The sequence below is a fragment of the Andreesenia angusta genome, assembly GCF_001855385.1.
Taxonomy (GTDB): Bacteria; Bacillota; Clostridia; order Tissierellales; family Gottschalkiaceae; genus Andreesenia; species Andreesenia angusta.
This window is the reverse complement of sequence record NZ_MKIE01000004.1, coordinates 1-13,313: the sequence shown is the minus strand read 5'-3', so window position 1 is coordinate 13,313 and position 13,313 is coordinate 1. Positions and strand designations below refer to the sequence as shown.

The following is a 13,313-nucleotide window of genomic DNA, read 5'->3' as shown; positions in this document are numbered from 1 at the left end:
AATACGAACAAAAAGAGGTGAGGGGATGAGTGCTATTGAATCGGCGATATCCTTAAAAGATAACTTTTCAAGGCCTGCTCAAAGTGTTCAGAGCAGCTTTAAAAAGATGAAATCATCTATGCAAGAAACTACTGATGCTTTTAGAAAAGCAGAGGGGGCAAGTGGAAAGCTTGGGGTAGCACTCAAAGCGATTTCAAAGACTCACAAAGTCAAAGGAGAAGCTGTAGGCTGGAATAAAATAGAGGATAAAGTAAAGACAACTGAGAAGGCTATTAATAAGCTTTCGGGTAAAAACTATAAATTCAACGTAACTGCAAAGATATCCAACTCTGACATCAAAGCCGCTCAAAAAGAAGCTAGAACTCTCGAAAAAGAACTAAAGAAAATGACTGGAAAGAAGCATGTCATAGACATAGATATGGGAGACGGCCAAAAGGTAAATGGCAAGGGTTTGGTTAAAGACTCTAGTGATGGCAAAGGTGGTCTAATGGCTGGACTGGGTGGTGGCATTAAAGCTGGTGTTGCAGGGACTGCATTAGCAGGTGGAGCTGCATTAGTTGGTGGGGCTGTAGGAATGGTAAAGGGTGGCTTGGAGCTAGAACAGCAAAAAGTTAGTATGGAGCACTGGCTTGGAGGAGATAAAAAGGCTGCTGATGGCTATATGAAACAGCTTAGAACCGAGGCTAACAAGACTCCTTTTGAAACAGGAGAGGTTGTGAGTGCAGGGACTAGGGCTATAGGAATAGCAGGCGGGGACACCAAGAAAGCTATGGATTTGGTCAAGCTGAGTCAAGATATGAGTGCTCTTACACCCGGAAAAAGTTTGTCAGATAGTATGGAAGCAATAGCCGACGCTCAATCTGGTGAGTTTGAGCGACTTAAAGAGTTTGGGTTCAAAGTTACTCAAGAAGACCTAAAGGCGGCCGGAGGAGACTGGACAAAAATTAAGAATAAAGACACTGGAAAAACTGTAGGAGAAACATTCGGTGGCGGTGCTGAAAAGCTATCTCAGACTACTGGTGGGAAGTTCTCAACAGTAATGGGAAATGTCAAATCAGGGATGTCTGATGCGGGATTAAAAATACTGGATGCAGTATCTCCAGCACTTGGAAAGCTTATACCGATATCAGAACAGATAGGTGAAAAGCTTCCAGGAGTAATAGAGGGTGTAATAGGATTTATTGGGCCTGCTTTTGGTCAAGTAAAGACCTTCCTAGAGCCCCTTATACCGCCACTTCAGAACCTAGCTTCAACAGCTCTCCCAGTATTTAAGGATGTCATGGGCTCGATAGCCTCATTCGTCCAAGAAAGTGTAGTTCCAGTCATTCAGACAGTGGTGGGGATTATAGCTGACACAGTTATACCAGTTATAACAACAATAGCTACGGTAGCTGGGCCTATTTTGGCTACAGCCTTTGAAATGCTATCCACTTTTATAGGTGGTATCGTAGTTCCTATTTTTTCAACACTGGCAAAATTCATAGGCGACAATGTCGTTCCTGTGATAACTATCTTTGCTGAATGGATAGGAGATAAGATAAATTCAGTACTGGGGTGGCTAAATGATAAACTAGGTTCCTTCTCAGATGCAGTAGTCACCGTAACAGACAAAGTTAAAGGCTTTATAGATGGTTTGAGCAATATTGGAGGCTGGGTAGCGGATAAGCTTGGAATAGGAGAAAACGCCAATGGTACGAACCATTGGTCGGGAGGACTAACCATGATAAATGAACGTGGAGGAGAGATTGCAGATCTCCCTAACGGAACTAGAATATATCCTCACGCTACTACAAAGGCCATATTAGAGAGAGAAGCATCTAAAGATGGTGGCAGGGATAACGTAGAGATGAATATAACAATACACGTAAACGGGGCAAATAAAACTGGTCCAGATGTAGGAAGAGAAATAGCTAGAGAGCTTAGAAAGCTTAGAGTAAATATGGCTTAGGAGGTTTGGTATGCAAAAATATATACTAAGCTATAACAATAGAGAAGATGTAATGCAATTGCCTGTAAATCCTCAAGGTTGGGGACTGGGTACTGGGCACAACAATGAAACATTCAGTAACTTTGAAAGAGGGGACATGAAGCTGATAGGTAGGACAGGGCTGAAGCATATAACGATTGAGAGCTTTTTTCCGAATCAGACGTATCCATTTTGTACCTATAAGCCACATGTAGATCCTTGGTCTCTAGTTCATATGATAAAGAAGTGGAAGGGCAGTAATCGCCCAATAAGGCTTATTATAACTGAGACAGATATAAATGATGCCTTTGCTATAGAGAACTTCACATATGAGCAAAGAGATGGTACAGGAGATATTTACTATACATTGGAGCTTTCGGAATACAGATTCTTGAACGTTTCTGAGGTAGGGGGTTCTGGTCGGACAATAGACAAGGACACTGGACTTAGAGAAAGGCCTGTAGAACTAGAGTGGGTGACAAAGTAATGAGATATATTCTGTATAGACGCAAAAAATCTCCACTGGATATTACAGATTTAGTGGATGGCCAAACTATAATATCAGGAGCTCTGAGTCAAGTAGCTAGGGTTCTAGATATAAGTGTAATCAGGAAGGGGGTGGACTATTATGCTCCGAATGTAGATATAGAGCGAGGGGATAGCATAGGAGTACTCGATGATAAGGGAAAAGAGTTCTACAGGGGAACTGTTTGGATTAAAAAACTAGATGACACTAGTACAGTTCAACAGCTTACTTGTTACGATCCTTTGATTTACATGAATAAGTGCGAAAGCAAGGATAGTGTATTTGTGGGAAAAACAGCCGAGTCTGTAGCAAAGCAAGTTATAGAAGAGATTGGGCTTAAAGCTGGGAAGTTAGTTCCTACCGGAGTCACCGTAAAGCTAAATGGCAGAGGAAAGACTTGCTATGAAATAATGATGTCTGCGTATACGGAGGCAAAAAAAGAGACTGGAAAAGTATACTATCCGGTTGTAAACAATGGGAAAGTTGACATGATAGAGAAGGGAGATTTGGTAGATGGGCTAATCCTTAAATACTCAGAACAGCAAGTCCCTGGAGCTCTAGACTCTGTGTCTTATGAAGACAGTTCTGAAACGCTTGTAAATAAGGTTGTTGAGATAAATGACGAAGGTACAGTTGTTAGCGATAGATCAAGCAGTGAAGATATAAACAAATATGGATTGATACAGAAAATTCAGCAATCCAGCAGTGGAGAGACTGCTAAGGAAAATATAGAGCTATGTAGTGGAAAGAAATACATTACATGCTCTTGTATCGGAGACTGGAGGTTGAGGACTGGCTATTCAGTAAAGTTGAAGACTAGCATGATTGAAGCAGAGCAGCTATATATAGAAAGTGACAAGCATAGCTTGGAGAATGGAATTCATACAGTGGATCTAGACTTGAGCTATGAAAATGTGATGGACGAGCATGAAATGAAAGAAGAAGCAACTAAGGGCGGCGATGGATCTTTCGCGCCACTTAGTGGAAGCTCTAACGAAGTTAAGCTTTGGAACTTCTTTAGAGGTAGAGGATATAGCAAGGAGGCTACAGCTGGAATACTGGGAAATTTGTATCAGGAGTCCAAGTTGGACCCGAAGTGCCATCAATCAGGTGGGGGTGCCGGAAGAGGTCTTGCTCAGTGGACCTTGACCCAGAGATGGGCAGAGTTGGTTGCCTGGGCTAAGGCCAGTGGAAAGAATGAATGGGACCTTATGACTCAGGCGGAATATATAGACTTAGAGATGAAAAAGCCTTACTATGCAAATAGATTCAAGGGTGGCCTACAAGGATTTAAGAATAGCACATCCGTAGATACTGCGACAAAGCAGTTCCACGACATATACGAAGCATCTGCGGACACTCCAAGCATGATACAAAGATTAAGAATCGTGCCTGCTAGGGGATACTTTGATAGGCTTGGAGGCAAGGAAGTTAATGGGCAGGTATCCTCTGACAATAATAAGTTATTTAGTATAGCTCGAGAGTACTTCGGCCTTCCTTATAGCATGAAGCTAAGACCAGCAAATATAGGTCCTAATGGTCTTGGGACAAGTACAGCACGAGGAACCTACTACGACTGTAGCTCTTATGTGAGAGCTGTGTTCTACAGAGCATATGGAGTTGATATAGGATCATATACAGGGGCGCAGAGAAGTAGCAAAGCGACTGTTCAAGTTTCCAAGAATGACTTAAAGCCCGGGGATCTTGTGTTTTCAAATGGTGGGCGCCACGTGGCGCTATATGTAGGAAATGGCCGAATATATCATACCAATATAGAGGGGAAACCTTGTAGAGAAGACAATCTTCAGAAGGATATATTCATGGTGAAAAGATATATAGGAGGTTAGGATGAGAGGCTTAGAACAAATATTTGAGAATCTACCAAGGCCAAGGCCGAGCAGAAATATTATAGAAATAGCTGTTATAGTGAGTCTTAGTCCACTTGCTATAGAGATAGAGGGGCAGAGGTATTCAAGTGAACACTGGAATATCTTTGTCCCTTTGAATTTCAAAATAGTTCAAGAAAGCACAATAAGCGTAGTAAATCATGTGGAGGCTATAGTTGAACCTTACGACTTGGTGAACAGAGCAGATGATAGAATCATAGAATTGAAGCTCGGAGACTTGGTATCTGTAGTAGACAGAGGAGACAACTTTATAGTGTTCAACAGAGTCAAGAAAATAGGAGGTGGGGCTTAATGAGCAATCTTCCAGGCTCTATGCAGGCTGAGGTTTTAAATTTGAACTTAGACAAGGAATTGCCTGTATTATGTGAATATGCCTATGACTTTTCAAAAAACGAGCTGATTCTGCAAGATGGAAGACCTAAATATGTCTATAGGAATGAAGCTTTAAAGATATGGCTTTTCAAGGCCTTGGTTACAGAGAGAAATAGATATGAGGCCTATAGTTCCCAGTTTGGGTGCGATGTGTGGGAGCTCATGGGAGAAGTTATGAGTTTAGACATAAAAAAGTCTGAGATAAGGCGATATATAGTGGAGGCTATAATGGTGAATCCATATGTAACCAATGTAGAGAAAGTAGACATAGAGATTGAAGGCAGTAAAGTAATCGCAAATGTCAGAGTGAAATCAATCTACAAAGATGAGGTGATAGAGGTAAATGTACACCTATAGCGATATACTACAAAGGATTAAAAACTATATACAAAATCCAGCGAGCTTGATAGAGGGGACGTTCGTCATGGATGTTATACAATCAGTTTCAAGAGAGTTCAAAATCTACTATAGTCAGCTTAAGTACATTGAGGACCAGGCGTATATAGATACTGCGGTAAATGATGGTCTTGACAGAAAGGCTTTAGATCACAATATAACAAGAAAAAATGCGCTGTCATCCGAAGGAGAGGTAGAATTTACTGGAACACCGGGAGCTTTAATTGATTCTGGGGTTGTTTTGAGTTCGGATACCCTGAAATTCTCAACTATTGGAACTGGAATAATAGCTAAAGATGGAAAAGCTACTATTAAAGTTCGGTGCATGGATTCGGGAACTAAAGGCAATGTACCTATAGGAGCAATAACAAAGATAGATAATGCCCAAGAAGGGTTGAAGAGTGTGACGAACTTGTCAGCACTTGAAGGTGGGGCGGATATTGAGGATGACGAGTCACTTAGAGATAGAGTCCTTTTCCATATCAGAAAGCCTATCACTTCCGGAAACAAGTATCACTATGAAGAGTGGGCAAGGGAAAATGTAAATGTTGGGAAAGTGAAGGTTTATCCGCTTTGGAATGGTCCTGGAACTGTAAAAGTATCAGTGCTGAATAGAGACTACGGAACAGCAAGCCCTGAAGTGCTCTCTGAGCTTAAACAGACGATAGACCCCGTAGATGGAATGGGAGAAGGTAAGGCCCCTGTTGGGGCGGTGGTGACTATCAGCACCGCTATAGAAGTTTCTGTGAATATAGCTATGAATATTACTTATAAAGATGGCGCTGTGGCGTCTGTGGTGAATGGGGGCATAAAAGAGAATTTAGTCGAGTATCTCAGGAATATAGGATATTCTGACAAGCAGGTAGTGTCTTATGCTCAGATAGGATACCTTACTCTGATCGTGGAAGATGTGGCTGACTATACAGGCCTTACGCTTAACATAGCTTCTGACAACATAGCTATAGGTGAAGAACAAATAGCTATACTCGGGGAGTTGATGATAAATGGCGAAGTTGTCTAGAAAAATACCGAAACGGTTTGCAGAGATAGGTATAATATCGGATATACTCCAAGCGTTGGATAGAGGCTTGGTTGACCTTGAAAATAAGACCAATCAGGTTATGAATGATTTCACTATAAATAATGTGTCTGATACAAATATCGAAAGGTATGAAAAAATACTGGATATAAGTAATCTTAACCTAACTTTAGAACTGCGAAGAGGGGCCTTGCTAAGCAAATACAGAGGTGTCGGCACAATTACACCAAAGCGATTAGAAAGTATCGCCGCTTCTTTTTCAGGTGGAGAAGTAGACATAGCAGAACATGCAGAGGGTGCGTATATCATTACAATAATCTTTAAAGATACGAGGAATGATGTGCGGTATCTACAGGCTTTAGACAGAGCGTTGAAAGAAGTCATGCCAGCACACCTTGACTATATAGTTAGCGTTGAATACGAAACCAAAATTGGAATACAGCCTGAAATAAGAGATTATGAATATCCATTCAATATGTGCGGGACTTTCCTATGTGGAATTAAGCCAGATTATTCAACACAGGGAGCTAGATTAAGCGAAAACTTGAGAGTTCAATCTAAGGATAGTACAAATGTTCAGAAGTATAAAATGGCGGGTACATTCGCCGCAGAAAGCGAGGTTTAGAGATGATAACACAAGAAGGTCTGGCTGAAATAACTCAGGCTATAAAGGATTTGATAAGCCATGTGACTATAGAAGCTAATAGCACTGAGCAAAGGGTTGAAATATACAAACTCTCGACACAAGAGGGGGTTATAAAGGCATATGTGCTTCTAGATGATACTTTTATAAATGACGTAAGTAATATAAAGCTGATTTCAAAGTCAAATAAAGTTTTGATTGAAAGACCTGAGAATATTCAAAAGGATATATCGAAAGGTCTTTTACTGTTTTTCAGCTTAAAAGTAATGGAGGGATAAAATGTCTGATAGGTATTACTATGAGAAAACTTTATGGGAAGACCATGTTGTGGAGCGCCCAGGAACTTTTCAAGAAGTTCAAAACGAAGATGGAACCGTCACTCATATTCCAGAAGAGGGAGATATACTGCAACAAGGAACACCTGTAAATGCAAGGAACTTAAATCATATGGAGGAAGGTATTTTCTTTAATAGCAGATTTTCAAATGAGAATCGAGATTTAATCAGTCGTCTGGCTGTGGAAGTGGCTGTACTTAAGGGAGCTAATATAAACGGATTTTTTCACAATATTTTTGTCGAGAACTTTGATACGCTAGATGACATCATACTGTCTAATGGTGTGTTTGATTATGATAATAAAAGGTTGGTGATATAGTTATGGCTAAGTATTACTACAATAAATACAACTCTGTATTAGTAAATATTGGACCTCCAGTATTCAAAAATAGACAGGAGGGTTGGACTGCTGATAATAATTATGCAATAACAGTATATGATAGTTGGACTTATGATTCTAACTTGAGAAAAATTATCGGAACGGGACCAAAAGCGACTACTATTAGCGGGCTGATTACTGACCCTAGTAATTATAATAAATTTTGGATAGAAGCAAACTCATACTTTTCTACTTGCTTCAAGAGGTCTCTTTATGGGGCTCCTCATATTGGTGCGGACGTTTGGGAATGCCCAACTGGTTACGTGAAAGCAGGTCTGGTTACGTCAAACATAATCGCAGAAGATGGAACCTATCCGGAAGATGGTAGGCATACGGATGGGTTTTGGTACGTAAAGGGAATATTGGTAAACACAATACCTACAGTTAGTGGCACCGATGCAACTTTAGGAGACAAGAATACTCCTTTTTCTTTTGCTTACCAAGTTAGCGATACTGATGCTACAAATAATTTGACTGTAACTGAAAAGCTTAACGGAGCAATACTAAGAACTATAAGTAATGCACCTAAAGCCACAGATATCAATCTTGATATAACAAAAGCTCTATTTGACTCTTTGAATTTAAACTCTATAAATACAATAACCATTGAAGTCAATGATGGAGCGGGTGGTGTAGCATATAGAAACTATACCTTTACAAAGACTAATACAGCCCCGAGTATATCCGATATCGACAAGGATTTAGGAGTCTTGTCCATAGTACCTAGTCAAGTGTATCAGATAAGCGATAATGAGGGTGATGCAGTCACAGTTACAGAAAAAATAGACAATGTAGTAATAAGAACTTTTACAGCTACACCTAATACGGATTATACGTTGACCATTCCTGAAAGCGAGTGGTTTAAACTAGCTGTAGGAACACACTCTCTTAGAATTGAAGCTGTAGATGCCAGAGGTGGTTCATCAGTTAGGATTTACACTTTCACAAGGACAGATGACAAAATTAAGTTTGAGTTGAAAACACCTTTTGCTACAGATATAAAAGCCACAAAGATACTGGTTTCTCCAACATGGACCATACCTACAGGAGCAACAGCAAAAGTAGAAGCTTGTAACAATGCTTTTGATGCAGTTCCGACATGGGAGGATATAACGAGTCAAGTTCTTATAAATAGACACTATAATTTCATCAACGATATAAAGACAGCGTTACAGTGGGGTATAAGTGTTAGATTTACTATAGAGAAGGGATCAGCTACAAGTCAAATAATACTTGACGGATTTGGAGGTGCTTTTGAGTAATGGCTATGAAAATTATAAACGAAAGATCATTATCTGATATAAAGGATGAAGAAATAAGCAATCAAGACAAGAAACAAGCTGACATTTGGGAGGCTCTACTGAGTCTTGATTCGAGAATAGCGGCCATAGAAGAAGGCGTTGCGAACTTAGCAACACTAAATACAACTGAAAAATAGGAGGAATTAAAAATGAAAGCGTGGAAGATAAAAGCTTATGCAACATTGGTTAGGCTAGAGAGATATGATCTGGAGCCTGTAGAGGGAGGTACGAAGTCTGTAGTAGAGGAAGAGTATAGAATAGCAGTGGCCGAGTATCTGCTGACAGGGGAGATAGTAGCTTAGGCCGATAAGATTAGTTGACTAAAATAAATTGGTATTACTGATGGTAGCATAAGTATATGCTTGAAGGGTGTTGTTTTTATGCTAAGGAGACGATATTTAAAGCTAGGAATAAGTTGAATTAGAATATTGAAAAATGTATTTATGTGGTAACCAGTTTTGTGTTACAATAAAGTAAAAGGGATGATTTCATTGATTAAAAAGAAAGAGATGTTAAAGCTTTATCGTACACTAGATAAATATCAAGAGAAGCTAAGAATTCAAGATCCTTACTGGGAAAAATGCAGTCCCTGTAAAAATAAAGGACAGTGTTGTATAAACTCTACCACAATGATTTTAAATTCTGAGTCTACTATTATAAAAAGTCATATAAAAAAACTTGATGAAGATATAAAAGAAGTTTTAAGACATAATATAGATAACGACATATTATGTCCTTTTAGAGATGAAAAAGGTTGCATGATTCATGACGTCAGACCTTTTATATGTAGGATAACTCCATATACTTCAAGTTTAAATAATAATTCAATCAATAAATATAAAATCGGATATCTGGTAGATAGTAGCGATTGTATGCAGCTAAAAACATATGAACAGGATATAGAAGGTAGTGATCTTATAAAACAATATAAGAGTCAGATATTTGCTGACTTACCTATAAGCGATGATGGTAAAACAAGAAAATATCTTAATTCAGACTATTTAAAAAAAAATGATAAAACACATTTGAAAGTGTTACAAGAAAGTGGTATAGAGGTTATAGACTTTCTTAAAAGAGAATATAAAAGCTTGTTTAAAGAATAAATGAATATACAGTGTAATAGAAACAAAAGTTGCAGTAAATAATATTCAAATCGAGAGCCAACAGGCTCTCTTTTTTATGCCAAAAATAAGGGGTGTAGAATGGAGAAAATAAACTTAGTAAAAACAGAATTACTATACATTGCAGGAATAATCGGAAGCGCTATTGCACATTCATTAGGAGGCTGGGACAAAGCGTTAGCAACATTAGCACTATTTATGGCCGTAGACTATGTAACTGGTTTTATTTTGGCAATAGTATTTAAAAAGAGCCCCAAAACAGAAAGTGGAGGAGCATCTTCTAAGGTAGGTTTTAAGGGGCTTTGTAAAAAGGGTGTAATGCTCCTAATTGTCCTAGTAGCTCATGGACTTGATTCGGTTGTGGGCTCTGACTTCATAAGGGATGGGGTTATAATAGCATTCATAGTAAATGAAACACTGTCGATAATAGAAAACGCTGGACAAATGGGGCTTGATCCACCGAGCGTACTTGTAAGAGGCGTTGAAATTTTGAAAAGCAAAAATGAGGAGGAATAGAAATGCCTAAAGTTTGGATTGATGCAGGGCACGGGGGTCATGACCCCGGAGCCCTTGGAAGAAGAAATCTCAAAGAGAAAGATGTGGCTTTGAATGTATCGCTGAAAACTGGTGAAATACTTAAGCAGCATGGAGTAGAAGTAGCTTATTCGAGAACAGATGACAGGTTCCTTTCTCTGTCCGAAAGGGCGAGAAAAGCGAACGCATGGGGAGCAGATATATTTGTATCAAAGCACTGCAATGCGGCTCATATGTTTGCAGAAGGGATAGAGGCCTTTGCTTATCCGGGAAGCAGAGATGGTGGAGCACTTGCTAGAAGTATTCTCGATGAGTTGAAGAAGATAAATCCGGTAGACAGGGGAGTGAAATATGCTGATTTTGCAGTTTTGAGAGAGACTAATATGGTGGCCGTACTTGTAGAGATGGGCTTTATATCTAACGTTGGAGACTCGGCATACTTGGCCAACGAACAGGACAGATTAGCAGAGCTTCAAGCAATCGGGATACTGAAATATTTAAAGATCAAGCCTAACATAAATAGAAAGGATGAGATAGATATGACTAGAGAAGAACTAGACAAGATACTAGATGAGAGAGACAGAGCAATCACGACCAAGGTACTTAAAGAGGTAAGCTCGATATTGTTTCCAGGAGAGGTCAAAGGAGAGCATTGGGTAAATCCTGACTTCGAGGAATTGAATAGATACCTGGAAGCTAATGGAGTACCATTCATAATGAGTAGAGCTCATAATAATGTGTGTACGAGAGCAGAGGTCGTAAGGATAAATAATCTTACAAGAAAGGCAGTAGAGAATAGTCAGAAGTCGAATTGTAGCTGTAGTAAGTAAATTGGCCAGGGGAAACCTTGGTTCTTTTTTTATTTTTTGATAAAATATGATATTATGTATATGATTTATATTTAATAAAAAGTAAACGTAAGGTGGGTTTGGTTTTGAATAGAAAAGAGGGTACTCATTATAATAAAAACGAAAAAGTTAAAAGGGATCAGCTAATTTTTATGACTGAAAAAATAAGTAATTTCAAGATAGGTAGAGATGACGTAAATTTTGACTCAGAATATCAAAAAATAAAAAGAATAAATACCTTATTAAAAAAATCGTGTTTAACATTTGAAATGAGTAGTGATATAAATAAATTATATACGGCTATATATATAGTCTATCATAATAAAAATATTCAAAGCATACTGAAAAAAAAAGTTAATAGGAAAGAATTAAGTTTATTAGAAAAAAGAGAATACTATAAACTAATAGAAGTATGCTTTGGCGACAAAGTTTTAGCTAATGATAAAGAATATGATACCTTGAAATCTGTTTTTAAAGCTATAGACATCATATATGAAATTGTAGAAAGTGTTGGAAGAGATATTGATTTATTTTTAATTATGATTGAAATTATGCTTAAAAAAGGTGAAAATATAGAGCCAATAATTAAAGATATATATAATTATAAATGTATTCAAAATATTGGACTAGAAGAAATCAGAACAAAGATGATGTATGAAAAACCTTACAATATGATTTTAGATAAGAAAAATATAGACTCAAAACATGTTGTCGAGTGCAAATATTATGAAGCTAAAGAAGTTTTAGAAAGTGTTTTGGGCGAGAAAGGTAAAAGTTACGTTAGAATAGACTGTATGGGAAAAGACTACAGTGAAATTAAAAAGTTTATAGAAGAGTCATATGAAGATGAGTACTCGCTTGTAAACTTGAAACTTTAGATTCAAGTACAAAATCTATACTAACTTGAACTTGGATTTAGACTTTGTTTTAGATAATATAAAGCTGAACAATTAGGATATAAGTAAATAGCCAATATTATACGAAAGGAGCGATTACAATGAGTGGAGAAGAAAATAAAGAAATACAAAGAGCAGAAGGTGGTAAAAAAGTTATATGTGTAGGTGAGAATCAGATATTAAGGGAAGTGTGGAAAGTGAGAGGTGCAGATGAATATTTAATTTGTTATCAAAATGATATGCATAAAGTTAAGAAAGAAGTTGTAAACAATACGGAAGTCTACACTTTAGTAAAGGATTAAATTAAATAGAAGAATCTTCTTGAAAAGCTAAACAGTCGTAGGACATGCTATATAAATTAGATTATGTAGAGTCCTCTTTAATCTAATATTCTGATATAATCAAATTAGGATAATAGAAACTAAAATCAGGGGGTAACATAATGGCAGAACTAGGAGCAATAATGACATGGACTTTTACAGGGGAGACAGGGATTCCGAATGAAATAGGAGAGATCCTTGTAGATGGAGAAGTTCCAGAAATAGCATACAAGACTATAAGAGACGTAGCAGTAATAACAAACAAGAGAATCATAATAGCAGACAAGCAAGGCATAACCGGGAAGAAGGTAGAGGTATATACGATACCTTTCAAGTCCATCGTAATGTACTCAAGCGAAAATGCTGGGCTACTGGACTTTAATGCGGAGCTTGAACTATGGACTAGAGCAGGCAAGTTCAAGCTGAATTTAAACAAGGGTGTAGATATCCGCAAGCTAGACAGGATAATTGGAAAGCACATATTATAGGAAGAAACTCGACACAGATATTATTTGTGTCTGTATCGAGTTATATCTATTGTGACTATTGACTGGTACGCCCCGCCTCCACCATAAAAAGTCGTAAAAGCCTGAACGATTGAAATGATATGATACCTCCAAAGTGGACAGTCTAATTAATTAAAATTAGATAATCTACTTGGAGGTATTTTTTTATGAGCAGAACACCTAAATATAGCAAAGAGATTAAAATTAAAGTATGTGAAGATTAT

Annotated in this window: 18 protein-coding genes; all 18 read left to right on the top strand. The window is 38.0% G+C overall.

Translation table 11 applies throughout. The features are described 5' to 3' along the window. Positions 1 to 25: 25 nt before the first annotated feature. The 18 genes from EUAN_RS06045 (at position 26) to EUAN_RS05970 (ending at position 13,071) form a co-directional block, all read left to right on the top strand. A complete protein-coding gene (locus tag EUAN_RS06045; RefSeq protein ID WP_071062756.1) occupies positions 26 to 1,948 on the top strand; it encodes a phage tail protein in 1,923 nt (640 codons plus the stop codon). A 10-nt stretch (positions 1,949 to 1,958) separates the two neighbouring features. Beyond that, a complete protein-coding gene (locus EUAN_RS06040) occupies positions 1,959 to 2,453 on the top strand; it encodes a hypothetical protein (RefSeq protein ID WP_071062753.1) in 495 nt (164 codons plus the stop codon). Then, complete coding sequence (locus EUAN_RS06035) at positions 2,453 to 4,339, top strand: phage tail tip lysozyme (RefSeq protein WP_071062752.1); 1,887 nt, start codon at positions 2,453 to 2,455, stop codon at positions 4,337 to 4,339. Before EUAN_RS06040 ends, EUAN_RS06035 begins: the two co-directional genes overlap by 1 nt. Position 4,340: 1 nt before the next feature. Beyond that, positions 4,341 to 4,691 (top strand): hypothetical protein, encoded by a 351-nt coding sequence (locus tag EUAN_RS06030; protein ID WP_071062751.1) that lies wholly within the window; start codon positions 4,341 to 4,343, stop codon positions 4,689 to 4,691. Then, entirely contained in the window at positions 4,691 to 5,128 is a 438-nt protein-coding gene (locus EUAN_RS06025; RefSeq protein WP_084655784.1) for a DUF2634 domain-containing protein, read from the top strand. Before EUAN_RS06030 ends, EUAN_RS06025 begins: the two co-directional genes overlap by 1 nt. A 67-nt stretch (positions 5,129 to 5,195) precedes the next feature. After that, a complete protein-coding gene (locus EUAN_RS06020; protein WP_071062749.1) occupies positions 5,196 to 6,188 on the top strand; it encodes a baseplate J/gp47 family protein in 993 nt (330 codons plus the stop codon). After that, complete coding sequence (locus EUAN_RS06015) at positions 6,181 to 6,831, top strand: putative phage tail protein (RefSeq protein WP_169817351.1); 651 nt, start codon at positions 6,181 to 6,183, stop codon at positions 6,829 to 6,831. The genes EUAN_RS06020 and EUAN_RS06015 overlap by 8 nt, the downstream gene beginning before the upstream one ends. A 2-nt stretch (positions 6,832 to 6,833) precedes the next feature. Further along, the gene (locus EUAN_RS06010) at positions 6,834 to 7,127 is read left to right on the top strand and encodes a hypothetical protein (protein WP_071062747.1); all 294 of its coding nucleotides are present in this window, start codon (positions 6,834 to 6,836) and stop codon (positions 7,125 to 7,127) included. A 1-nt stretch (position 7,128) separates the two neighbouring features. Continuing rightward, a complete protein-coding gene (locus EUAN_RS06005) occupies positions 7,129 to 7,503 on the top strand; it encodes a hypothetical protein (protein ID WP_084655780.1) in 375 nt (124 codons plus the stop codon). 2 nt (positions 7,504 to 7,505) lie between these two features. Further along, the gene (locus EUAN_RS12190; RefSeq protein WP_084655778.1) at positions 7,506 to 8,825 is read left to right on the top strand and encodes a hypothetical protein; all 1,320 of its coding nucleotides are present in this window, start codon (positions 7,506 to 7,508) and stop codon (positions 8,823 to 8,825) included. Further along, on the top strand, positions 8,825 to 9,001 hold the full coding sequence (locus EUAN_RS12660) for a hypothetical protein (RefSeq protein WP_169817350.1): 177 nt from the start codon (positions 8,825 to 8,827) through the stop codon (positions 8,999 to 9,001). Before EUAN_RS12190 ends, EUAN_RS12660 begins: the two co-directional genes overlap by 1 nt. 12 nt (positions 9,002 to 9,013) lie before the next feature. Further along, positions 9,014 to 9,166 (top strand): CD1375 family protein, encoded by a 153-nt coding sequence (locus EUAN_RS12655; protein ID WP_169817349.1) that lies wholly within the window; start codon positions 9,014 to 9,016, stop codon positions 9,164 to 9,166. A 189-nt stretch (positions 9,167 to 9,355) separates the two neighbouring features. After that, positions 9,356 to 9,967: a YkgJ family cysteine cluster protein gene (locus EUAN_RS05995; RefSeq protein ID WP_071062746.1), complete on the top strand. Its 612-nt coding sequence runs from the start codon at positions 9,356 to 9,358 to the stop codon at positions 9,965 to 9,967. A 99-nt stretch (positions 9,968 to 10,066) separates the two neighbouring features. Continuing rightward, positions 10,067 to 10,501 carry a phage holin family protein gene (locus tag EUAN_RS05990; protein ID WP_071062745.1) on the top strand — a complete coding sequence of 145 codons (435 nt, stop codon included), beginning with the start codon at positions 10,067 to 10,069 and terminating at the stop codon, positions 10,499 to 10,501. A 2-nt stretch (positions 10,502 to 10,503) separates the two neighbouring features. Further along, the gene (locus EUAN_RS05985) at positions 10,504 to 11,349 is read left to right on the top strand and encodes an N-acetylmuramoyl-L-alanine amidase family protein (protein ID WP_071062743.1); all 846 of its coding nucleotides are present in this window, start codon (positions 10,504 to 10,506) and stop codon (positions 11,347 to 11,349) included. A gap of 104 nt (positions 11,350 to 11,453) precedes the next feature. Beyond that, the gene (locus EUAN_RS05980) at positions 11,454 to 12,245 is read left to right on the top strand and encodes a hypothetical protein (RefSeq protein ID WP_071062742.1); all 792 of its coding nucleotides are present in this window, start codon (positions 11,454 to 11,456) and stop codon (positions 12,243 to 12,245) included. Positions 12,246 to 12,364: 119 nt separating this feature from the next. Next, a complete protein-coding gene (locus EUAN_RS05975; RefSeq protein WP_071062740.1) occupies positions 12,365 to 12,565 on the top strand; it encodes a hypothetical protein in 201 nt (66 codons plus the stop codon). 140 nt (positions 12,566 to 12,705) lie between these two features. Further along, a complete protein-coding gene (locus EUAN_RS05970; RefSeq protein ID WP_071062737.1) occupies positions 12,706 to 13,071 on the top strand; it encodes a PH domain-containing protein in 366 nt (121 codons plus the stop codon). Positions 13,072 to 13,313: the final 242 nt, after the last annotated feature.